This window comes from Terrabacter aeriphilus, assembly GCF_039542985.1.
GTDB lineage: Bacteria > Actinomycetota > Actinomycetes > Actinomycetales > Dermatophilaceae > Terrabacter > Terrabacter aeriphilus.
The window spans coordinates 47,203-68,434 of record NZ_BAABIW010000014.1; the positions used below are offsets into that span (position 1 = coordinate 47,203).

Annotated in this window: 24 protein-coding genes; 12 read left to right on the forward strand and 12 right to left on the reverse strand. The window is 73.7% G+C overall.

Going from position 1 to position 21,232, the window contains the following annotated elements:
- From ABD979_RS09345 to ABD979_RS09360, 4 genes are read right to left on the reverse strand one after another with little or no spacing between them, the layout of a single operon-like run.
- Positions 1-1,122, reverse strand: a complete 1,122-nt coding sequence (locus ABD979_RS09345; protein WP_345507201.1) for an ABC transporter ATP-binding protein — start codon at positions 1,120-1,122, stop codon at positions 1-3.
- Complete coding sequence (locus tag ABD979_RS09350; RefSeq protein WP_345507202.1) at positions 1,119-1,904, reverse strand: ABC transporter permease; 786 nt, start codon at positions 1,902-1,904, stop codon at positions 1,119-1,121. The genes ABD979_RS09345 and ABD979_RS09350 overlap by 4 nt, the downstream gene beginning before the upstream one ends.
- Before the next feature lie 37 nt (positions 1,905-1,941).
- Positions 1,942-2,784 (reverse strand): molybdate ABC transporter substrate-binding protein, encoded by an 843-nt coding sequence (gene modA / locus ABD979_RS09355; protein ID WP_345507203.1) that lies wholly within the window; start codon positions 2,782-2,784, stop codon positions 1,942-1,944.
- Complete coding sequence (locus tag ABD979_RS09360; protein ID WP_345507204.1) at positions 2,781-3,176, reverse strand: TOBE domain-containing protein; 396 nt, start codon at positions 3,174-3,176, stop codon at positions 2,781-2,783. Before ABD979_RS09360 ends, modA begins: the two co-directional genes overlap by 4 nt.
- A gap of 152 nt (positions 3,177-3,328) precedes the next feature.
- On the opposite strand from ABD979_RS09360, the gene ABD979_RS09365 reads away from it, so the two are divergent.
- From ABD979_RS09365 to gabT, 4 genes are all read left to right on the forward strand, one after another.
- Positions 3,329-3,721 (forward strand): ArsR/SmtB family transcription factor, encoded by a 393-nt coding sequence (locus tag ABD979_RS09365; protein WP_345507604.1) that lies wholly within the window; start codon positions 3,329-3,331, stop codon positions 3,719-3,721.
- Entirely contained in the window at positions 3,718-4,236 is a 519-nt protein-coding gene (locus tag ABD979_RS09370; RefSeq protein WP_345507205.1) for an SRPBCC family protein, read from the forward strand. Before ABD979_RS09365 ends, ABD979_RS09370 begins: the two co-directional genes overlap by 4 nt.
- A gap of 5 nt (positions 4,237-4,241) precedes the next feature.
- Positions 4,242-4,682 (forward strand): VOC family protein, encoded by a 441-nt coding sequence (locus ABD979_RS09375; protein ID WP_345507206.1) that lies wholly within the window; start codon positions 4,242-4,244, stop codon positions 4,680-4,682.
- 172 nt (positions 4,683-4,854) lie between these two features.
- On the forward strand, positions 4,855-6,192 hold the full coding sequence (gene gabT / locus ABD979_RS09380; protein ID WP_345507207.1) for a 4-aminobutyrate--2-oxoglutarate transaminase: 1,338 nt from the start codon (positions 4,855-4,857) through the stop codon (positions 6,190-6,192).
- Between the two features lie 4 nt (positions 6,193-6,196).
- On the opposite strand, the gene ABD979_RS09385 is transcribed toward gabT, so the two are convergent.
- The 3 genes from ABD979_RS09385 to ABD979_RS09395 form a co-directional block, all read right to left on the reverse strand.
- On the reverse strand, positions 6,197-7,186 hold the full coding sequence (locus ABD979_RS09385) for a DUF559 domain-containing protein (RefSeq protein WP_345507208.1): 990 nt from the start codon (positions 7,184-7,186) through the stop codon (positions 6,197-6,199).
- Between the two features lie 212 nt (positions 7,187-7,398).
- Complete coding sequence (locus ABD979_RS09390; RefSeq protein ID WP_345507209.1) at positions 7,399-8,223, reverse strand: SGNH/GDSL hydrolase family protein; 825 nt, start codon at positions 8,221-8,223, stop codon at positions 7,399-7,401.
- Positions 8,220-8,897: a uracil-DNA glycosylase gene (locus ABD979_RS09395; protein ID WP_345507210.1), complete on the reverse strand. Its 678-nt coding sequence runs from the start codon at positions 8,895-8,897 to the stop codon at positions 8,220-8,222. The genes ABD979_RS09390 and ABD979_RS09395 overlap by 4 nt, the downstream gene beginning before the upstream one ends.
- Positions 8,898-8,941: 44 nt before the next feature.
- On the opposite strand from ABD979_RS09395, the gene ABD979_RS09400 reads away from it, so the two are divergent.
- The 6 genes from ABD979_RS09400 to ABD979_RS09425 all read left to right on the forward strand — a co-directional run bounded on the left by ABD979_RS09400 (position 8,942) and on the right by ABD979_RS09425 (position 14,231).
- The gene (locus ABD979_RS09400; protein WP_345507211.1) at positions 8,942-10,120 is read left to right on the forward strand and encodes an N-acetylglucosamine-6-phosphate deacetylase; all 1,179 of its coding nucleotides are present in this window, start codon (positions 8,942-8,944) and stop codon (positions 10,118-10,120) included.
- Positions 10,121-10,129: 9 nt separating this feature from the next.
- Positions 10,130-10,780, forward strand: a complete 651-nt coding sequence (locus ABD979_RS09405) for an HAD family hydrolase (protein WP_345507212.1) — start codon at positions 10,130-10,132, stop codon at positions 10,778-10,780.
- A gap of 36 nt (positions 10,781-10,816) precedes the next feature.
- Positions 10,817-12,178: a pyridoxal phosphate-dependent decarboxylase family protein gene (locus ABD979_RS09410; RefSeq protein WP_345507213.1), complete on the forward strand. Its 1,362-nt coding sequence runs from the start codon at positions 10,817-10,819 to the stop codon at positions 12,176-12,178.
- Between the two features lie 123 nt (positions 12,179-12,301).
- Positions 12,302-12,646, forward strand: coding sequence for a nucleoid-associated protein NapA (napA, locus tag ABD979_RS09415; RefSeq protein WP_486389409.1), 345 nt, complete (start codon positions 12,302-12,304; stop codon positions 12,644-12,646).
- A 71-nt stretch (positions 12,647-12,717) separates the two neighbouring features.
- Complete coding sequence (locus tag ABD979_RS09420; RefSeq protein ID WP_345507215.1) at positions 12,718-13,182, forward strand: GNAT family N-acetyltransferase; 465 nt, start codon at positions 12,718-12,720, stop codon at positions 13,180-13,182.
- Positions 13,179-14,231, forward strand: coding sequence for a P1 family peptidase (locus tag ABD979_RS09425; RefSeq protein ID WP_345507216.1), 1,053 nt, complete (start codon positions 13,179-13,181; stop codon positions 14,229-14,231). The genes ABD979_RS09420 and ABD979_RS09425 overlap by 4 nt, the downstream gene beginning before the upstream one ends.
- 74 nt (positions 14,232-14,305) lie before the next feature.
- On the opposite strand, the gene ABD979_RS09430 is transcribed toward ABD979_RS09425, so the two are convergent.
- Entirely contained in the window at positions 14,306-15,556 is a 1,251-nt protein-coding gene (locus tag ABD979_RS09430) for a M48 family metallopeptidase (RefSeq protein WP_345507217.1), read from the reverse strand.
- A 140-nt stretch (positions 15,557-15,696) separates the two neighbouring features.
- Complete coding sequence (locus ABD979_RS09435) at positions 15,697-16,584, reverse strand: MBL fold metallo-hydrolase (protein WP_345507218.1); 888 nt, start codon at positions 16,582-16,584, stop codon at positions 15,697-15,699.
- On the opposite strand from ABD979_RS09435, the gene ABD979_RS09440 reads away from it, so the two are divergent.
- Together ABD979_RS09440 and groL are read left to right on the forward strand one after the other, a co-directional pair.
- Complete coding sequence (locus ABD979_RS09440) at positions 16,583-17,053, forward strand: HIT family protein (protein WP_345507219.1); 471 nt, start codon at positions 16,583-16,585, stop codon at positions 17,051-17,053. The genes ABD979_RS09435 and ABD979_RS09440 overlap by 2 nt on opposite strands.
- A gap of 222 nt (positions 17,054-17,275) precedes the next feature.
- Entirely contained in the window at positions 17,276-18,907 is a 1,632-nt protein-coding gene (gene groL / locus ABD979_RS09445; RefSeq protein ID WP_345507220.1) for a chaperonin GroEL, read from the forward strand.
- A gap of 94 nt (positions 18,908-19,001) precedes the next feature.
- Here the strand turns inward: groL and ABD979_RS09450 are convergent, their stop codons facing one another.
- From ABD979_RS09450 to ABD979_RS09460, 3 genes are all read right to left on the reverse strand, one after another.
- The gene (locus ABD979_RS09450) at positions 19,002-20,276 is read right to left on the reverse strand and encodes a hypothetical protein (RefSeq protein ID WP_345507221.1); all 1,275 of its coding nucleotides are present in this window, start codon (positions 20,274-20,276) and stop codon (positions 19,002-19,004) included.
- A complete protein-coding gene (locus ABD979_RS09455) occupies positions 20,273-20,785 on the reverse strand; it encodes a SigE family RNA polymerase sigma factor (protein ID WP_345507222.1) in 513 nt (170 codons plus the stop codon). Before ABD979_RS09455 ends, ABD979_RS09450 begins: the two co-directional genes overlap by 4 nt.
- Positions 20,786-20,884: 99 nt before the next feature.
- Positions 20,885-21,175 (reverse strand): WXG100 family type VII secretion target, encoded by a 291-nt coding sequence (locus ABD979_RS09460; protein WP_345507223.1) that lies wholly within the window; start codon positions 21,173-21,175, stop codon positions 20,885-20,887.
- Positions 21,176-21,232: the final 57 nt, after the last annotated feature.

A 21,232-nucleotide genomic window follows, 5' to 3' on the forward strand; every position in this document is an offset into this window, starting at 1 on the left:
TCAGCGGGGGTAGGTGCGCACCTCGGTGGCCTTGACGGCCGCCCACACGTCCTGGCCGACCTGCAGGCCCAGGGCGGTGACCGATTCGAGCGTCACCTCGGCGGTCAGGGGCACGACGCCCTCGAGGCCGACCCTCGCCGACTGGCCCTGCATCGTCACCGACCGGATGCGCAGGGCCCAGGCGTTGCGGGGCGACCCCTCCGGCTCGTGGCGGTGCAACGACACGGCGCCGGGCGGGATCGTCGCCCACACCGCGCCCTCCGTCGGGTCGGTCGTGACGAGCACGCCGCCGGTCTCGGTGGTGACGTGGCCGTGCGCGTCCCCCCGGGCGGCATACAGGTTGAGGCCGACGACGGTGCCGACGTAGGCGCTGCGCGGTTCGCCCAGCACCTGCGCGGGCGTGCCCGTCTGGGTGACCTGCCCGTCCTCGACGAAGACGAGCCGGTCGGCGAGGGTGAGGGCGTCGAGCGGGTCGTGCGTCACGAGCACCGTCACCCCGCCGTATGCCGCCAGCCGGGTCGCGAGGTCGCTGCGGGTGCGGGCGCGGGTGTCGGGGTCGAGGGCGGCGAGCGGCTCGTCGAGGAGCAGGAGGGCCGGGTCGGTGGCCAGGGCGCGCGCCAGGGCGACCCGGGCCTGCTGGCCCGACGAGAGCTCGCGCGGGCGGGCCTGGGCCCGGTCGGCGAGACCCACGCGGTCGAGCTCGGCCAGCGCCCGCCGGCGCGCACCCGCCCGGTCGACGCCCCGGCTGCGCGGGCCGAACGCGACGTTGTCGACGGCGCGCAGGTGGGGGAAGAGCAGGCTGTCGGCGAGCATGAGTCCCACCCGGCGCCGGTCGGGCGGGAGGCGGCGCCGGCCGTCGTCCCAGACCGCGCCGTCGACGCGCACGTGCCCCGAGGCGAGCGGCAGCACGCCGGCGAGGGCGAGGACCGTCGAGGTCTTGCCGCCTCCGTTGGGCCCGAGCACGCCGATGACCTCCCCGGGGCCGGCCGTCAGGGCCACGTCGATCTCGGTGACCCCGCGGCTCAGGCGGATCCGAGCATCGAGCCCGTCGAGCCCGTCGAGCCCGTCGAGCCCGTCGAGCCCGTCGAGCCGGGCGGCCCCCGGGGGAGTCCCCGCGGTCACCGCAGCCACCGCCCGCGCAGGGCGCCGAGCACGAGCACGCTGACCGCGAGCAGCAGGATGCTGATCGAGATGGCGACCTGGGGGTCGCGCTCGAGCTCGACGTAGACGAGGAGCGGGAGGGTCTGCGTGCGTCCCTGGAAGTTGCCGGCGAAGGTGATCGTCGCGCCGAACTCACCGAGCGCGCGCGCCCACGCGAGGGCGAGGCCGCTCGCGATGCCCGGCAGCACGAGGGGGATGGCGACGGTGCGCAGGTAGCGCAGATCGCCCGCCCCGAGCGTCCGGGCGACCGCCTCGAGCCGGGGGTCGAGGCCGCGCATCGCCCCCTCGACGGCGAGCACGTAGTAGGGCATGGCCACGAAGGTCTCGGCGAGCACGACCGCCACCGTCGTGAACGGGATCTGGACGCCGAACGGCGCGAGGTGCTGGCCCACGACCCCGTTGCGGCCCCACGTCATGAGCAGCGCCACGCCGCCGACGACCGGGGGCAGCACGAGCGGCACGGTGAGCAGCGCACGCACCCAGCTCGTCGCGCGGTGGTCGGAGCGGGCGAAGAACCAGGCGAGGGGCGTGCCCAGCGCGAGGCACAGCAGGGCGGTGATCGACGTCGTCGTCAGCGACAGCCGGAGCGCCGGCAGCACGGTCGGCGTCGCGAGGTCGGCCGGGATGCGGGCCCAGTCGGCGCGCAGCAGGAGCGCGACGAGGGGGACGACGAGCAGCAGCAGGGCGAGCGCGGCCGGCACGCCGAGGGTGATGCGCGAACGCCACCCGGCGGCATACCTCATGCGACCTCATCCTGCCGGGGGCGGCGCACGGCGTCGCTCAGGGCGCGCCGAACCCGAAGGACTGCACGGTGGCGAGGCCCTCGGCGCTGAGGAGGAAGGCGACGAAGGCCTTCGTCGCGGCGTCGTCGGCCAGCGTGATGACGGGGTAGGTGAGGCTCGTGTTGACGTCCGCGGGGATCGTCACGCCCTTGACCGCGTCCCTGGCCGCGACGACGTCGGAGTGGTAGACGACGGCCGCGTCGGCCTCGGCGAGCTTGACCTTGGCCAGCGTCGCCTTCACGTCGACCTCCTTGCTGACGACGTTGGGGACGACGTCGGCCTTCGTGAAGGTCGTCTGAGCCGCCTTGCCGCACGGCACGGTGTCGGCGCAGAGCACGACCTTGACCGACGGCTTCGCGAGGTCGGCGATCGAGGTGACGCCGCCGGGGTTGGCGGGCGGCACGGCGATCTCGAGGACGTTGGTGGCGAAGGTCTTCATGTCCTTGACCATGCTCTGGTCGAGCGGCTCGGCGGCCGCCGTGCCGGCCAGCGCGACGACCGAGGCCGGTGCGCCGTTGTTCACCTGCTGCACGAGCGTGGCGCTCGAGCCGTACGACGTCTCGACGGTGACGCCGGGGTGCGAGGCCTCGAAGTCCTTCTTCAGCGCGTCGAAGGACTCGGTGAGCGAGGCTGCCGCGAGCACGGTGACGGTGCCCTGCAGGGACGACGACGCGGACGACCCTCCCGGCTGGGCCGAGCCGCCGGTCGAGGGGGCCGGCGTGCTGCTCCCGCACGCGGCGAGGAGCACGGTGGTGAGGGCCGTGACGGCGGGTGCGGCCACGCGGTGCCGGACGAGCGGGCGCCGGGGGAGCGGGCGGGTGTCGGGGCGGAGCGTGCTCACGCGGGGACCTCCACGACCACGTGGGTCGACTTGACGCTGGCGACGGCGACCGAGCCGACCTCGAGCCCGAGCTCGTCGACGGACTCGCTCGAGAGCAGCGAGACGATGCGGAACGGACCGCACTGCAGCTCCACCTTGGCCATCACGGTGTCCTTCGTGATGGCCGTGACGATGCCGCGCATCCGGTTGCGCGCCGAGGCGGCCCCGATGGTGCCGACGGCGGCGGGGTGCGCGAGCTCCTGGGCGACGGCCGCGAGCTGGGCACCGTCGACGGTGCGGCGCCCGGCGTCGTCGGTGGCGCCGTCGAGGCGGCCCGAGTCGACCATCCGGCGGACCGTGTCGTCTGAGACGCCGAGCAGGGCGGCAGCCTCGGTGATGCGCAGTTGCGGCATGAGCGTGACCATACACCCGCATCTGCGGAGTCTCAGGCGAAACGGGGTGGGCACGGGGCTCTGCCGGGCTGAGTGGCTGGCGCCGGGGGGTTGACGGGGTGCGGGTAGAGGTGTGTAATCAACATGTCAGTTGATCAAGGAGTCTGTTGATGATGATCCTCTCGCCCGTCTCGGACGCCGACCTCGACCGCGCCTTCGCGGCCCTGGCCGACCCCGTCCGGCGCGCCATCGTCGCCCGCCTGAGCCGCGGCGCCGCGACCGTCAACGAGCTCGCCGAGCCCTTCGAGATCAGCAAGCAGGCGGTCAGCCGACACATCCAGGTGCTCGAGCAGGCGGGTCTCGTCAGTCGCACCCGCGACGCCCAGCGCCGTCCGGTGCACCTCGAGGCGGCTCGCCTCGAGCTCCTGACGGCCTGGATCGACCGCTACCGACTGGCTGCCGAGCAGCGCTTCCGCTCGCTCGACGCCGTCCTCGAACGCACCACGGCAGCACCCGCAACACCCGCAACCACACCGAACAGCACCGAGAAGGAGCAGCAGTCATGAGCAACGCCCTCACCCTCGACATCCCCGCCGGCGTGCCGTGGATCGACTTCACGCGCGAGTTCGACGCGCCCGTCGAGGCCGTCTTCAACGCCCACCGCGACCCGGAGCTCGTGCGCCAGTGGCTCGGCCCCCGGGGCTACGAGATGGTGGTCGAGCGCTGGGACTTCACGTCCGGCGGCGGCTACCGCTACACCCACCGCGACGGCGACGACGTCTACGGCTTCCACGGCACCTTCCACACGGTCCGCGACAACGAGATGGCCATCCAGACCTTCGAGTTCGAGGGCGCCCCCGACGAGGTCGCGATCGAGTTCATGCGGTTCGTCGACCTCGGTGACGGGCGATGCCGGCTCGAGGGCCGGAGCGTCGGTCGCACCGTCGAGGGGCGCGACATGATGGTCGAGAGCGGCATGGAGCAGGGCATGGCCCAGGGCTACGAGCGCCTCGACGAGCTCCTCACGCAGCCCGCCTCCGCGGCTGCGTCCGCCTCCGCCTCCGCCGGCATGCAGGGCTGAGCGCCGTGGACTGGACGCTCGAGGTCGTCATCGTCCCGGTCAGCGACCTCGCGGCCGCCATCGCCTTCTACCGTGACCAGGTCGGCTTCGACCTCGACCACGACACCGAGAACGAGCACATGCACGTCGCGCAGCTCACCCCGCGCGGCTCCGGGTGCTCGATCGTCGTGGGGAGCCTCCCCGCCCAGAATGCCATGGCGCCCGGATCGCTCCACGGCCTGCAGCTCGTCGTCGCCGATGCGGAGGCGGCGCGGGCCGAGCTCGTCGGCCGAGGTGTGGAGTGCTCCGAGCTCCAGGTCATCGACCCCCGCGACGGTGGCACCTTCTTCGGGTTCTCCGACCCCGACGGCAACTCGTGGGCCGTGCAGCAGATCGCGGCGCGCGCCGACCGGCCGCTCATCCCGCCCGAGGCCCGGGGCCGCTTCGGCGAGGGCGTCGAGCTCTGACCGCACCCACCCGTCTCGCGCCCTGGTCCATCCTGACGACGCGTTCGGTCGCGAACCCGGTGCTCCACCACCGAGTCCACGACCGGACGCCGCCGTCGGGTGCGGAATGAGCACCTTCCGGGCGCACGACCCCGGTTCCGCGCGGGGGGCGTCGGGCGGCATACTGGCTCGCATGAGCAACGTCCCCCAGCAGCGGCTCCTGCAGACCGCGATCCCCGGCCCCAAGTCGGCCGCGCTCCAGGCGCGCAAGACGGCGGCCGTGTCCGCCGGCGTCTCCACCGGCCTGCCCGTCTACGTCGAGCGCGCCGGTGGCGGCATCCTCGTCGACGTCGACGGCAACCAGCTCATCGACTTCGGCTCGGGCATCGCCGTCACGACGGTCGGCAACGCAGCGCCGCGCGTCGTCGACCGCGTCACCGCGCAGGTGCAGGACTTCACGCACACGTGCTTCATGGTCACGCCCTACGAGGAGTACCTCGAGGTGGCCGAGGCGCTCAACGAGCTGACGCCGGGTGACCACGAGAAGCGCACCGCGCTCTTCAACTCCGGCGCCGAGGCCGTCGAGAACGCCGTCAAGGTCGCGCGCCACTTCACCGGCCGCAACGCCGTCGTCGCCTTCGACCACGCCTACCACGGCCGCACCAACCTGACGATGGCGCTGACGGCGAAGAACATGCCGTACAAGCACAAGTTCGGGCCCTTCGCCGGTGAGGTCTACCGCGCGCCGATGAGCTACCCCTACCGCTGGCCGGGCGGCCCCGCCGACTGCGCCAAGGAGAGCTTCGACGCGTTCGTCAGCCAGGTGCACGCGCAGGTGGGGGAGGAGAACCTCGCCGCCGTCATCCTCGAGCCGATCCAGGGCGAGGGCGGATTCATCGTTCCCGCACCGGGATTCGTCAAGCAGGTCGCCGACTGGTGTGCCGACAACGGCATCCTCTTCATCGCCGACGAGGTGCAGACCGGCTTCTGCCGCACCGGTGACTGGTTCGCCAGCGAGCACGAGGGCGTCGTGCCCGACCTCATCACGACGGCGAAGGGCATGGCGGGCGGCCTCCCGCTCGCCGGCGTCACCGGCCGCGCCGACGTCATGGACTCGATCCACGGCGGTGGCCTCGGCGGCACCTACGGCGGCAACCCCGTCGCGTGCGCGTCGGCCCTCGGCGCCATCGAGACGATGAAGGAGGAGGACCTCTGCGGCCGCGCCAAGCAGGTGGAGGCCCTCTTCGTGCCGCGCCTGCAGGCGCTCGCGGAGAAGTACCCGCAGATCGGCGACATCCGCGGTCGCGGCGCCATGCTCGCCGTCGAGCTCGTCAACGGCCCCGGCGACCTCACGCCGAACGCTGCGCTGACCGGAGCCGTCAACAAGGCCTGCCACGCCGAGGGCCTCGTCACCCTGACGTGCGGCACCTACGGCAACGTCTTCCGCTTCCTGCCGCCGCTCGCCGCGAGCGACGAGCTGCTCTCCGAGGGCCTCGACGTCTTCGAGAAGGCGTTCGCCGCGAGCGTCTGAGACGTCACCGACCCGAGCACGTATGCCGTCCCGCTGAGCCAGCGGGACGGCATACGTCGTCGTGGGGCTGCGTCAGCCGTCCCTCACCGGCAGCGAGCTCGGCGGTGCGCCGCCGGACCGTGCGCTCGACGACCCGCGCGACCCAGTCCCGGCGGAGCATCACCTGCTCCCACGTGAAGCGCAGCACGAGCCACCCGCGAGAGGTCAGCTCGTCGTAGCGCTCGCAGTCGCGGCCGAAGGCGGCCCGCTCGGCGTGGAACTCGAAGCTCTCGGCCTCCAGCACGATCCGGAGGTCCGGGTCGGCCAGGTCGACTCGCGCGTAGAGGTCGTCGTAGCGGATCCGGTGCTGAGGGTCCCAGGCCGTCCCGACGCCCAGCGCGATGGCGCGCAGCACCGACTCGAAGGGGTTGGCCGCCCGAGCGCTGCCCTGCCTCACGACGGCCAGGGCGCGAGCCCGGAGGCGCGGGCCCAGGCTCCCGGCCGCCGCGACGAGGGCGCGCCTCGGCAGTCCGCTCCGCAGTGCCGAGTCGACGACCGAGAGCGCCTCGTCGAAGGGCAGGTCGAGGCAGCAGTCGATGACGGTGCGCACCGGTGACGTGACCCAGCCGTCCACGACGTCGCCGGGGTCGAGGGTGCGACGGTGCACCGTCGCGCTGCCACGGGTGCTCGGGCGCGACTTGCGCCGCGCCGGGACCGTGACGTCGGGCAGGCGCGGGACGGTCTTGACCTTCCACCCCCAGTGCAGGGCCGCGGTCCGGTGGGAGGCCACGCCGGTCATCCGCAGGGCGGCCACCCGGCCGTCGTCGGCGGCGGGCAGCGCGTAGGTGCCGTGGCCGACCCGGCGCACGGCACCGGCCTCGACGGCCGGGCCGATGAGCCGCCACGGCACGGCCCGCCGCAGCTCGCGCCACGAGCAGGTGCCGCCGAGACGCGTCAGGGCGGCGACGACGTCGGCGGTCGTGCGGCCCCGCCGGGGTCGGCGCCGGGTGGTCATGACGCCGAGCGTGGCAAAGACGGTCGCGCGCCGGCCCGACTTCTCCACAGGCCGGCGAGGGACGGGTGACGACCCTTCGCGGTCCGTCACCCTCGGGCCGTGCTCAGCCGCAGGCCCCGGGCCGACGAAGGGAAGTCAGTCGTCCCCGCCGACGCGGTCGTGTGCCGTCACGCGGGACCGCGCACACGGCATACGGCCGCGGGTGGCGGCACCTACGACGGGTCGAGCGGGGCGACGTCGGGGCGCTTCGCCGAGCGCTGGTCGCCCGAGCTGCGGCCGGTCAGCCGGCGGTGCACCCACGGGCCGACGTACTCCTTGGCCCACTGCGCGTTGGCCTGCAGCGCCTCGCGCCGACCGATGGGGGGAGCCGGCTCGAGCGGCGTCGCCCAGTCCGTCTCGGCCGGGGTGTGGCCGAGCGCCTCGAGCGCTGCGAGCGCCACGCGGCGGTGCCCCTCGGGCGTCATGTGGATGCGGTCCTCGCTCCACATCCGCCAGTCGCGCAGGGCGTGCAGCCCCCACTGGTCGATGACGTGGGCGCCGTTGCGGCGCGCGATGCTCCAGATGTTCGCCGTGTGGATCGCGGCCCGTCCCCGGGTCGCCTTGACGAGCGGCGCGTCGGCCGGGTCGACGGGCGTCGCCATGAGCACGTCGGCGCCGGTCGCCCGGATGCGCGCGACGGCGGCCTCGAGTCGCGCGGCGAGCCCGTCGAGGTCGGCCTTGGGTCGGAGGATGTCGTTGCCGCCGCCGACGATGCTGACGAGGTCGGGGGAGAGCGAGAGCGCGTCCTCGAGCTGGGGGCCCACGACGTCGGCGAGCTTGCGGCCGCGCACGGCGAGGTTGGCGTAGCCGAAGTCGACGCCGTCGGCGCGCGCGATCTCCGAGAGGTGCGAGGCGAGCCGGTCGGCCCACCCGGCGAACTCGCCGTCGTGGCCGAAGGTCGGGTCGTCGTCGCACATGCCCTCGGTGAACGAGTCGCCGATGGCGACGAAGCGCGTCCAGACCGTGGGCCCGGAGACCTCGGGGGTGGGCTGGGTCATGTCAGGCTCCAGTCGATGGGGTCCGCGCCCTGCTGGGCGAGGAGGTCGTTGGTGCGGCTGAAGGGCCGCGAGCCGAAGAAGCCGGAGCGGGCCGACAGCGGTGACGGGTGCGCCGACTCGACACGCGGCACCTCGCCGAGCGCCGGGGCGAGCGACTGCGCCTGGCGGCCCCAGAGGATCGCGACGAGCGGACCGCCGCGGTCGACGAGAGCCGAGATCGCCTGTGCCGTCACGGTTTCCCAGCCCTTGCCCTGGTGGCTCGCGCTCGCCCCGGGGCGCACCGTGAGCACCCGGTTGAGCAGCATGACGCCGCGCTCGAACCACGGCGTCAGGTCACCGTTGGCCGGCGTCGGCAGGCCGAGGTCGGTGCCGAGCTCCTGGTAGATGTTCTGGAGCGAGCGCGGCACCGGCCGCACGTCCGGGGCCACGCTGAAGCTGAGCCCGACCGGGTGGCCGGGCGTCGGGTAGGGGTCCTGGCCGACGACGAGCACGCGCACGTCGGGCAGCGGCAGCGAGAAGGCGCGCAGCACGCGGTCGCCCGACGGGAGGTAGCCACGGCCGGCCGCGACCTCCTCGCGGAGGAACTCGCCCATCCCCGTGATGGTGTCGGCCACCGGCTCGAGGGCGGGGACCCACGTCGGGTGGACGAGGTCGGCGAGGGGACGGGCTGGCACGCCCACACGCTACCCCCGCCGTCCGTGCGACAGAATCGACCCCGATGAACCTCACACTGCGCGGACCCGCCCTCGTCGACGACGCCGTGCTGCCCGACGTGCTCGTGCAGGTCGACGGCGAGCACCTGACGTCCGTCACCCCGATCGTGGACGGGGCGCCGCTCCCGCCCGGCGCGAGCGGGGCCGAGCCGGTGAGCGGGACGATGGTGCCGGCATACGTCGACCTGCACTGCCACGGCGGCGGCGGCACGGCCTTCACCGACCTGCGCGACGACGCCGCGGCGGCGGCGGCCGAGCACCACCACGCGCGCGGGTCGACGAGCCTGCTCGCGAGCCTCGTGACGATGAGCCCGCGCGACCTCGAGCGCGGGGTGGCCATGCTCGCCGAGCTCGCCGACGACGGCCTCGTCGAGGGCATCCACCTCGAGGGCCCCTGGCTCGCGGCCGCGCGCTGCGGCGCGCACGACCCGACGCTCCTGCGCGACCCGTCGCTCGGCGAGGTCGAGCGCCTGATCGCCCTGGGGCGCGGGCACATCCGGCAGGTCACCCTCGCGCCGGAGCGCACCAACGGGCTCGAGCTCGTCCGCTGGCTCACTGCAGCCGGCATCCACGCCGCCGTGGGCCACACGACCGCGACCTACCCCCAGGTCGGTGCGGCCGTGGCCGCCGGCGCCGACCTCGCCACGCACCTCTTCAACGGCATGGACCCCTGGCACCACCGCAAGCCCGGAGCCGTTGCGGCACTGATGCGCTCGGCCGCCCGGGGGGACGTCACCGTCGAGCTCATCGCCGACGGCGTGCACCTGGCCGACGACACCGTGCGCACGGTGCTCGACCTCGTCGGCGCCGACCACGTCGCCTTCGTCTCCGACGCGATGGCCGCGGCCGGGGTCGGCGACGGCGCCTACGTGCTCGGCGGTCTCGAGGTCGTCGTCGCCGGCGGCGTCGCGCGCCTCGCCCGCGACTCCGACGGAACCGTGCCCGGGTCGATCGCCGGCGGCACGAGCCACGTCGCCGACATCGTGGCGCGCACGGTCGCCTCCGGCGTCCCGCTGCCGTATGCCCTCCGGCCCGCCACGCTCACCCCCGCGCGGGTGCTCGGGCTGGCCGACCGGGGCCGGCTCGGGGCCGGGGCACGGGCCGACCTGCTCGTGCTCGGGGCGGACGCGCGGCCGACCCGGGTGATGAGACGAGGGCGGTGGCTCGGGGCCGGCCTGATCTAGGCTCGGCCGGTGACTCCACCGCGCTGGTCCACCGCCGTCTTCGACCTCGACGGCACGCTCGCCGACACGATCCACCTCATCGTCGAGTCCTACCAGCACGCGTTCCGCACGATCCTCGGCCACGAGGAGGACCCGACCGTCATCCGCTCGTGGATCGGCCGGCCGCTCATCGGGGCCTTCCGCGACCACTCGCCCGAGCACGCCGACGAGCTGTACGCGACGTACCTGCGCTGGAACGCCGACAACACCGAGCGGCTGATCCGCGGCTACGACGGCGTCGTCGAGGTGCTCGGCGCCCTGCGCGCGGCAGGCGTGCACGTCGGCGTCGCCACGTCGAAGCGCCGCGAGTCGGCGCAGCAGGCGATGGACATCCTCGGCATCAGCGCGCACGTCGACGTCCTCGTCGCCATGGAGGACACCGACAAGCACAAGCCCGACCCGACGCCGCTGCTGCTCGCCCTCGAGCGCATGGGTCGATCCTCGACGGGGGCCGTCTACGTCGGTGACGCCGTCGTCGACGTGCTGGCGGGCAAGGCGGCGGGCATGGACACCGTCGCGGTGACGTGGGGCGCGGGGGAGCCCGACGCGCTCCACGGCGTCCGCCCGAGCGCCGTCGTCTCGACGGCCGACGAGCTGCGCGCCGCCCTCCTCGGCGCCTGACGTCGGGCCGGGCCCCGCAGGGCCTAGCATGCGTGCGTGCACAGCTTCGACAAGGACGCCGACCACGTCGCCGTCGACAAGGTCCTCAGCTACGCCCGTGAGCGGCTCCTCATGGACCCGATCCCGCTCGACGGGGCGCAGACCGAGGAGTACCTGACCGCCGCCGCGGGGCAGACCATCACGCGCGACGGCCTCGGCTCGACCCGGGCCATGGAGCTCTTCGAGCACACCCTCGCCCCGGCCTGCCTCTCCACCGACCACCCGCGCTACCTCTCCTTCATCCCGTGCGCCCCGACGCGCGAGGCGGCGGCCTTCGACGTCGTCGTCGGCGCCTCCTCGATCTACGGCGGCTCGTGGATGGAGGGGGCCGGTGCGGTCTACGCCGAGAACCAGGCGCTGCGCTGGATCAGCGACCTCGCCGGCCTGCCGGAGTCGGCGGGCGGCGTCTTCGTGCCCGGTGGCACGGTGGGCAACCTCTCGGCGCTCGTCGTCGCCCGGCACACGGCCCGGGCGAAGGCCCAGGAGGCCGGCACCGGCGCCCGGCCCTACCGGATCGCCGCCACCGACAACGCGCACTCGTCGGTCGTCTCGATGGCGGCCGTCATGGACGCCGAGGTGTGCGGCGTGCACGTCGACGACCAGCTGCGCCTGACCGGCGCCGAGCTGCGGAAGACGTTGGAGCAGAACGGTCCCGAGACGTTCTTCGCCGTCGTCGCGACGAGCGGCACGACGAACTTCGGCGTCGTCGACGACCTCGCGTCGGTCGCGGAGGTGTGCCGTGAGTACGGCCTCTGGCTGCACGTCGACGGCGCCTACGGCGGCGCGGGCCTGGCAGCGCCCTCGGTGCGACACCTCTTCGACGGCATCGAGCACGCCGACTCCTTCATCGTCGACCCGCACAAGTGGCTCTTCGCGCCCTTCGACTGCTGCGCCCTCATCTACCGCGAGCCCGAGCTCGCGCGGGTCGCGCACACCCAGGAGGCCGGCTACCTCGACGTCATCACGAAGTCGGCCGAGTGGAACCCGACCGACTACTCGATCGGCCTCACCCGCCGGGCCCGTGGCCTGCCGCTCTGGTACTCCCTCGCGGTGCACGGCACCGACGCCTACGTCGAGGCCATCGAGAGCACGCTCGAGGTGACCCGCTTCGCCGCAGAGGAGATCGGCCGGCGCGACTACCTCGAGGCGGTGCGCGAGCCGGACCTCTCGGTCGTCGTCTTCCGACGCCTCGGCTGGGGCCCCGAGGACTACCAGGCGTGGACCGACCGGCTGCTCGGGCAGGAGTTCGCCTTCGTCGTGCCGACGACGTTCCGCGGCGAGACGCTGACCCGCTTCGCCATCGTCAACCCGCACACGACCAAGGAGGACGTCGGCGCCATCCTCGACACGATGTCGTGAGCCCCCGTCATGACGTCCGGGGGCCGACCGCGATGGTGCCCGAGGGACGGCTGTGACGCCTGTTCCGGACGGGTCGGGGCGGCCCCGGGGCCGAATGACACCCCTGTCATTTGGGTCTATGGTGTGAGCGGAGCCAACGCACGACCGCACCTTCAGCGAGACGGGGACATGAGCACAGACCACGCCACGGCGCAGCCGCACAGCCACGAGTCCGAGGACGGCCTCAGCGCCCGCGACCTCGAGATCCTGACCTTCGAGCGCCAGTGGTGGAAGTACGCCGGCTCCAAGGAGCAGGCCATAAAGGAGCTGTTCGACATGAGCTCCACGCGGTACTACCAGGTGCTCAACGCGCTCCTCGACAGCCCGGCTGCCCTCGAGGCCGACCCGATGCTCATCAAGCGCCTGCGCCGGATGCGTGCGAGCCGCCAGCGCGCGCGCACGACCCGCCGCCTCGGCATCAACGGCTGACCCTCCCGGCCGATCCCTTCGACCGGGTCGGCTTGCGCGCCTCGCGCACACCGGCGTGGTTCACTTCCCTCATGGCCGAGGTGACGATCCGCCGCGCGGGCGCCGACGACGCCTTCATCGTCGCCGCCCTGCACCTGCAGTTCGCCCGTGAGCTCGGTATGCCGTCCGAGGCGGGCTACCTCGACCGTTTCGTCGACGCGTGGCTCGCCGAGCGGCCCGACCGCCCGACGTGGATCGCCGAGAGCCGGGGCGAGCACGCGGGCATCCTGGAGACCCGGCGCATCCGCGCCCTGCCCTGGCCCGGCCGCAGGGACGTGTCGTGGCTGCACGTCGGCGGGCTGTTCGTCGCGCCCGGCTGCCGTGACCGCGGCGTGGGCCGCGCGCTGACCGAGGCGATGATCGAGTGGTCGCGCACGACCGACGTCAAGTGGATCCGCCTCAACGCCCCCGACGACCGGGCCCAGGAGTTCTACGAGCGCCTCGGCTTCTCCTCGCCCGGTCGCCTCATGGAGTTCGACCTGCGCGACCCGCGATGACCACGCCCGGCCCGACCAACTCGCTCGTGGACGTGGCGGGCCTGCGCGTCGGGCACCGCACGCGCGACGAGCGGGGCTGGCTCACGGGGGTCACCGTCGTCCTCGCGCCCGACGGTGGGGCGGTGGCCGGGGTCGACGTGCGCGGGGGAGGGCCGGGCACCCGGGAGACCGACCTGCTCGACCCGCGCAACCTCGTCGACCGCGTGCACGCCGTCGTCCTCGGTGGCGGGTCGGCCTTCGGCCTGTCGGCCGCCGACGGGGTGATGGCGGCGCTCGCCGCGGACGGCGTCGGCTGGCCGGTCGGCGGGCCCGGGCAGGTCGTGCCGATCGTGCCGGCGGCCATCCTGTTCGACCTCGGGCGCGGCGGAGGTTGGGAGCACCGGCCGGGCCCGGAGGACGGCAGGGCCGCCTACGACGCGGCGTCGCCGGCCGCGGTCGAGGAGGGCTGCGTCGGCGCCGGCACCGGCGCGACCGTGGGCGGCCTCAAGGGCGGCATCGGGTCGGCGAGCGTCGTGCTCCCCTCGGGTGCGACGGTCGCCGCGATCGTCGCCGTCAACGCCGTCGGCTCGGCCGTCGACCCGACCTCCGGGCTCCCGTATGCCGTGGGCCTCGGTCTGCCGGGCGAGCTGGCCCACGTGGGCCGACCGAGCGTCGCCGAGCTCGAGGCCGCGCGGGCACGCGCCGAGGCGACACCGGCCGGGACGGGCCGGGCGGGCCTCGCCACGACGATCGGCGTGGTGGCGACCGACGCGACGTTGACCAAGGCGCAGTGCCAGAAGGCGGCCGGGGTCGCGCACGACGGGCTGGCCCGCTCGCTGCGGCCGGTGCACACGCTCTTCGACGGCGACACCGTGTTCGCGCTCTCGACCGGCGCGCGGCCCGCGCCCGACCCGGTCGAGCACACCGTGCTCATGGAGGCCGGCGCCGACTGCGTGGCGCGGGCCGTGGTGCGCGCGCTCCTCGCCGCGACGTCGGTCGACCGCTCGGCCGACGGTGGCATCGCCGTCCGGTCCTGGTCCGACGCGTTCCCCTCTGCCCTCCGCGGCTGACCGGGCTGACCGCGGGCGGGGTCGGCCGGGTCGGCCGGGTCGGCCGGGTCGGCCGGCGGCTGGGCGCCCTGGCGTCAGGTGTCGAGCAGCTCGTCGCGCAGCCGGCGCGTGAGAGCGGGCCGCTGGCCGGCGAGCTCGGCATCGGCAGCACGTGCCAGGGCTCGGCGGTCGGCCAGCGCCTCGGGCTCGGGCGTGGTGGGGTGGGCCTCGAGCACGCCGAGCCGCAGGTCGTCGCGAGGGTGCGCGGCGTCCCACCGGAGGTCGTGCTCGCGGGCGCGGGACCGGGCGAGAGCGATGTCGCGGGCGGTGAGGTCCGGGCGGGCGCGGACCGTGTCCAGCGCCGTGAAGGGGTCCTCGCGGCGGCGAGCGGCCGCGCCGGCCAGGGTGTGCACGCCGGCGAGGCCCATCGTGGTGAGCAGCAGGCGCACCACGGCCGCGGTTCCGGCCACCTCGGCCGCCCGCAGGTCGGCGGCGTACTCGCGCTGCTGGCCCTCCTGCGACACCGCGCGCTCGAAGGCGAGCAGGGTGACGACGGCCGGCGCCGACACGACGGTGAGGACGAGGCGTCCCAGCCCGTTCATGGTGGTCTGTGACCTGCTGACCTCGAGGCTGTCGTCCACGAGGTCGGAGACGGCGTCGCGGGGCAACGGCGTCAGCAGCGTCGCGAGCCGGTCGAGGAGCCCGTGCGCCTGGCCGACGAGCACAGCGCGCAGCCCGTCCCCGTTGCGGACGTGGCCGAGCTCGTGACAGAGCAGGGCGACCCGCTCGTCGTCGGTGAGGCACGTCCACAGCGGCAGCCCGACGACGAGCGTCGGCCGCGCCGCCCAGCCGACGGCGACGAGCTCGACGCCCCAGCCGGCATCGAGGTGCACCTCGACCGGGGCGCGGGCACCCACGCCGTCGGCGAGATCGGCCAGGAGCCGGTGGGTGGCGGGGAAGTCGGCCGGCTCGAGCCGGACCGTCTCGCTGAGGCGCACCGGCCGGGGCACGAGCGCGCCGACGAACGCCCACCCGGCGACGACTCCGAGCCACCCCCAGAGCCCCTTCGGCGCCACGGTGGCCCAGACGAGCAGACCGACGGCGACGGCCGCGACCCCGAGCACGAGGCAGGCAAGGACGGTGACGGTGGTGCCGCGCGCCGAGCGGGTGGCCGTGACCCCTCGCGCCACGAGGTCGTCGTGCAACCGCCGGGCGGCGACGTCGGTCACCCGCTGTCGTCGGCGTGCCACCCACGACCCGTCGGAGGTCTGCGGCCGCGCCTCGTGCGGGCGCAGCGTCGTGCCGGGGCGCGCGGTGGCAGGTGGGGAGGAGGCATGGTCGGTCACGGTGAGGTCCTTCGGCGACGGGCGGGGCTCGCCGGATGCTACGGCCGCCCCGGCCCGGCAAGAGCCGTTTTGTCGGGATCCGCGTCGCCCCGCCATGCCTGCCTGCCTGCCTGCCTGCCTGCCTGCCGCCGCGATCGCGGTCAGGGGCCAGGTGGCGCCAGCTGGTCCCATCCGCGGCGGAAGGCGGCGTCGAGGTCGCCCAGGGGATAGGGCAGTCGGGCGTCGGCCTCCTGCAACGCCGCCTCGAGGCTCATCCCGCCGAGGCGGCGCTCGCGGATGACCGCGGCCACCGCGGCGACGTCGTCGCGCTGGCGCTCGACGAAGGCGGCGTCGACCGCTCGCCCGTGCCCCGGCACGACGACGGTGCGCTCCTCGACGTCGAGCAGGTGCGTCGTGAGCGTGTCGGCCCACTCGAGGGGCCAGCAGTCGCCGCCGAACGACGGGTGAGCGCTCTCCTCGACGAGGTCGCCGAGGAAGAGGGCCGCCGTGTCGGGCACGAGCACGGCCACGTCGCCGTCGGTGTGGCCGCGGCCGGCATACGTCATCGTGACGACGCGGTCGCCGAGGTCGATCGTCGCGTGGGAGCCGAAGGTGCGGTCCGGCCCGCGGACGACGGTGGCGAGCACCTCGGCGGCGTCGTCGGCGGTGTAGCCGAACTCGGGGCCGTCGCCGGGATCGGCGCGGAACGCCGCCTTGATGCGCTCCTCGTCGGCGCGCCAGGTGCGGCCGACGTTGTCGTGCGCGTGGACCGTGGCGGCGTCGAAGGCCGCGTTGCCGAAGGTGTGGTCGAAGTGGACGTGCGTGTTGACGACGTGGCGCACCTCGATGTCCCGACCGAGGCGGCGCACGTCGCCTCGCACCTGGCTGCCCTCCCGGTCGCTGGCCCGGGTGTCGACGACGACGGCTCCGTCACGCCCGAGCACGAGCCCGACGTTGACGTCCCACTGCGGGTAGCGCGCCACGAAGACACGGTCGGCCACCTCGACGAAGCCGGCTCCGGTCGAGGACGGGCGCGTCGGTGCGGGCATGCGCCCCACCGTAGTGCGGCCGGGTGCGTGGCAGGGTGGGGCCATGGCCTGCGTCTTCTGCTCCATCGTGGCCGGCGAGGCCGAGGCGGACGTCGTGCTCGACGAGCCGGACTTCGTCGGCTTCCTCGACCGGCGACCCGTGTTCAAGGGGCACGTCCTGCTCGTGCCGCGCCGGCACGTCGACACCCTGCTCGACCTCCCGGAGCCGCTGCACGCCGGCCTGCTCGGGGCGACCCGGCGGCTGGCCGCGGCAGCCGTCGAGGGGCTCGGCGCGCAGGGCAGCTTCGTCGCGATGAACAACGTCGTCAGCCAGTCGGTGCCGCACCTGCACGTGCACGTCGTGCCCCGCACCAAGGGCGACGGCCTGCGCGGCTTCTTCTGGCCACGGACGACGTACGCGTCGCCGCAGGAGTCGGGGGAGTATGCCGGTCGCATCGTCGCCGCGCTGGCAGCGGGCGCGGCCCGCTGAGCCGGGCGGGCCGCACGCGGGGGCGGACGACGCCCGGACTGTTTGCACTCTCAGGTCGAGAGTGCCAATAATGGCGTTAGCACTCTCCCTGTGGGAGTGACAGATATGGGCCGTGTGCCGAGGGGCTGGGTTCGCAGCGACGTGAGCTGAGGAGACCGGTCCCGTCCGTCGCGGGCGTCAGGCGGCCCACCACCATCGATTCGCGTGGGAGGAACCACCCGAATGGCCAAGACCATTGCGTTTGACGAAGAGGCGCGCCGCGGGCTCGAGCGGGGAATGAACATCCTCGCCGACGCCGTCCGTGTGACGCTCGGCCCGAAGGGCCGCAACGTCGTCCTCGAGAAGAAGTGGGGCGCCCCCACGATCACCAACGACGGCGTCTCCATCGCCAAGGAGATCGAGCTCGACGACCCGTACGAGAAGATCGGCGCGGAGCTCGTCAAGGAGGTCGCCAAGAAGACCGACGACGTCGCCGGTGACGGCACGACGACGGCCACCGTGCTCGCCCAGGCCATGGTGAAGGAAGGCCTGCGCAACGTGGCCGCCGGCGCCAACCCGATGGCCCTCAAGCGCGGCATCGAGAAGGCCGTCGAGGCCGTCTCCGCCCGTCTGCTCGAGCAGGCCAAGGAGATCGAGACCAAGGAGCAGATCGCCTCGACCGCCAGCATCTCGGCGGCCGACGAGGAGATCGGCGGGCTCATCGCCGAGGCGATGGACAAGGTCGGCAAGGAAGGTGTCATCACCGTCGAGGACTCCAACACCATGGGCCTCGAGCTGGAGATGACCGAGGGCATGCGGTTCGACAAGGGCTACATCTCGGCCTACTTCGTCACCGACACCGAGCGCATGGAGACCGTCCTCGACGACGCCTACGTGCTCGTCGCCAACTCGAAGATCGGCAACGTCAAGGACCTGCTGCCGCTCCTCGAGAAGGTCATGCAGTCGGGCAAGCCGCTCCTCATCATCGCCGAGGACATCGAGGGCGAGGCACTCGCCACCCTCGTCGTCAACAAGATCCGCGGTACCTTCAAGTCGGTTGCCGTCAAGGCCCCCGGCTTCGGCGACCGTCGCAAGGCGATGCTCACCGACATCGCGATCCTCACCGGTGGTCAGGTCATCTCCGAGGAGGTCGGTCTCAAGCTCGAGAACGCCACCCTCGACCTGCTCGGCAAGGCCCGCAAGGTCGTCGTCACCAAGGACGAGACGACCATCGTCGAGGACGCCGACGACCGCAGCCAGATCGAGGGCCGCATCGCCCAGATCAAGGCCGAGATCGAGAAGTCGGACTCCGACTACGACCGCGAGAAGCTCCAGGAGCGCCTCGCCAAGCTCGCCGGCGGCGTCGCCGTCATCAAGGCGGGCGCGGCCACCGAGGTCGAGCTCAAGGAGCGCAAGCACCGCATCGAGGACGCCGTGCGCAACGCCAAGGCCGCCGTCGAGGAGGGCATCGTCGCCGGTGGTGGCGTCGCCCTCATCCAGGCCGCCGACTCGCTCGACTCGCTCGCCCTCGAGGGTGACGAGGCGACCGGCGCGAACATCGTTCGCGTCGCGACCGAGGCCCCGCTCAAGCAGATCGCGATCAACGCGGGTCTCGAGGGTGGAGTCGTGGCCGAGAAGGTGCGCGGCCTCCAGTCCGGTTGGGGCCTCAACGCCGCGTCCGGCGAGTACGTCGACCTCCTCGAGGCCGGCATCATCGACCCGGTCAAGGTGACCCGCTCGGCGCTGCAGAACGCGGCGTCCATCGCGGCCCTCTTCCTCACGACCGAGGCCGTCATCGCCGACAAGCCGGAGAAGTCCGCTCCGGCCATGCCCGGTGGCGACGACATGGGCGGCATGGGCGGCATGGGCTTCTGAGCCCCACCCCCTGACGCCTCGCGACAGACCGAAGGGCGGTTCCCCCACGGGGGAGCCGCCCTTTCGGCGTCGTGGGGGGCGTATGCCGTCCGGCTCAGTTGTCGGCGACGGCGTGCGTGGTGCGAGGGGTGTCGCCGTCCTCGGGGGCGGGCTCCGGGGCGCTCGGTCCGATCTGCCGGCACGCGCCCGTGAGCTCGCAGCGCACGAGACCGTTGCGGGCGAAGTCGGGTGAGTCCACCGACATCACGAGGGCGGTGCCGTCGTCCGTGATCCGTGAGCTCTCGACCTGCAGGCCCGAGTCCCCGACGGCGTCGAGGACGACGCGGCCCGTGGTCGCGTCGACGACCGACCCGGGCGCAGCGAGGAGGTGGCGGCCGTCGGGGGAGATCCCCGTCGGGGTCACGTCGCCGCAGACCGCGAGCCGCACGACCGGTGGGTCGACGGTGAGGTCGAGCAGGCGGTAGCAGTGGCCGGCGGGGCGAGCGCCGTCGGTCTCGTCGGGGACCGGGTCGACCACGAGGGCCGTCCGGCCCGCCGCGTCAAGTCCTCGGACGATGCCCCGGATGCTGGTCCTGCGACCCGTGTCGAGCTCGATGCGGACCGACGAGCCGGTGTCGTCGTAGCCCGCGAGCTCCGCCGCGTAGAGGGTGTCCCCGACGAGTGCCGCCGGCCCCGCGTCGACGCGGACGGTCCTCAGCTCGCGACCGCGGCTGTCGGCGACGTGGATGACGCCGGTGCCGGGAGTGAGGACGGCCGAGTCGTCACGCCAGGCGATCCGGGTGCGGTCGGCGCTGACGACGAAGCGGTCGGCGCCGCTCAGCACCGAGGACGTGCCGTCGGGCAGCACGATGGTGACCTCCTGGTCGGCGCCGGAGGTCGGACGGTAGACGTAGCCGCCGTGGTCGAGCCGGCTGAAGGCGGCGAAGCCGGCCTCGTCGGGGGCCTTCAGCGGCGGGCGCGCGCCGTCGCGCACGAGCCCCGCGACGGCATACGGGACGCCGGGGTCGGTCGTGGGTGCGCTGGCGGCGAGCGTCGGACGGGCGGTGACCCGGGCGTCCGCGGCCGAGGCCGTGCGCGTCGGGACGGCCGTGGGGGCAGGCGTCGTGCTCGTCGGGACGCCTGTCTGCGTGGCGGAGAGGCTCGGGGCCCGGGTGGCGGGGACGGCGCTCGTGCGGCCCCCGAGGCCTGACCATGCGAGGGGGACCGCGACGGCGAGGACCGCGACGGCGGCGACACCGGCGGCCACGGCGCGACGGCGGTCGCTCCGGCGCTTGGCGTCGAGGACCGCCTCGACGAAGCTGCCCCTGGCGTTGACGTGCTCCGCCTCGCTGTCGAGGTGGGCCCGGAGGTCGAACTCTTCGGGGCTCATGCCGTGGCCTCTCTCATCGTGACGCGCAGGTTCTTCAGGGCCCGGCTCGTGTGGCTCTTGACGGTACCGACGGAGCAGCCGAGGATCTCGGCCGTCTGGGCCTCCGTGAGGTCCTCGTAATAGCGCAGCACGAGGGCGGCCCGCTGCTGCCGGGGCAGCGCCGCGATCTGGGCCCGGAGGTCGTGGTCGGCGGCCGGCTCACTCGTGACCGCGGGGTCGGTGAACGTGACGAGGTCGCTGTTCGTCACCTCCCGGCGGCGCACGGGACGCCGCCACCAGCTGTGGTGCTCGTTGACGATGGCGGCCCGCACGTAGGCGTCGGGGGAGCCGGTGATGTGGTCCCACCGGCGGTAGACCTTGAGCAGCGCAGACTGCACGATGTCCTCGGCCTGGTGGGGGTCGCCCGTCAGCAGGTAGGCGAAGCGGACGAGCCGCTGCTGACGGGCCAGCACGAAGGCCGAGAAGTCGGCCTCGTCGTCGAGCTCTTCCACGATGTCCCCTGTCGTCACGTGCGGTCCCCCTCTAGACGCAGCGGGCGTGGACGAGGTTGTCCGAGATGGGCCCGAATCTGCCAGGGGAGGCAGAAGGAGGGGACGAGACAGGGCGGCTCAGCGCAGGAAGAGGGCGCGGGTCGCGTTCTCGTGCTCGGCGTAGGCCGTCGAGGCCTTGAGCGTCAGGCGCCCGACGTCGGCGAGCGCCTCGGTCATCTGGGCCTGGATGCGCTGGTAGTCGTGCATGACGCGCTCGAACTCCACCTTGGCGGGGCCCTGCCAGTCGGCGCCCATGCCGGCGAGCCGCCCGCGCAGCTCGGTCGTGCTCGAGGTGATGGTGTCGGCGAGGCGGTTGATGTCGGCCGCGGCCGCGGCGATGCGCTCGGTGTCGACGACGGAACGGGTCATGGTCTGCTCCCTGGTCGGTGGTGGGCGGCGCGCCGGGCGGCGGCCGTGCTCCCGACG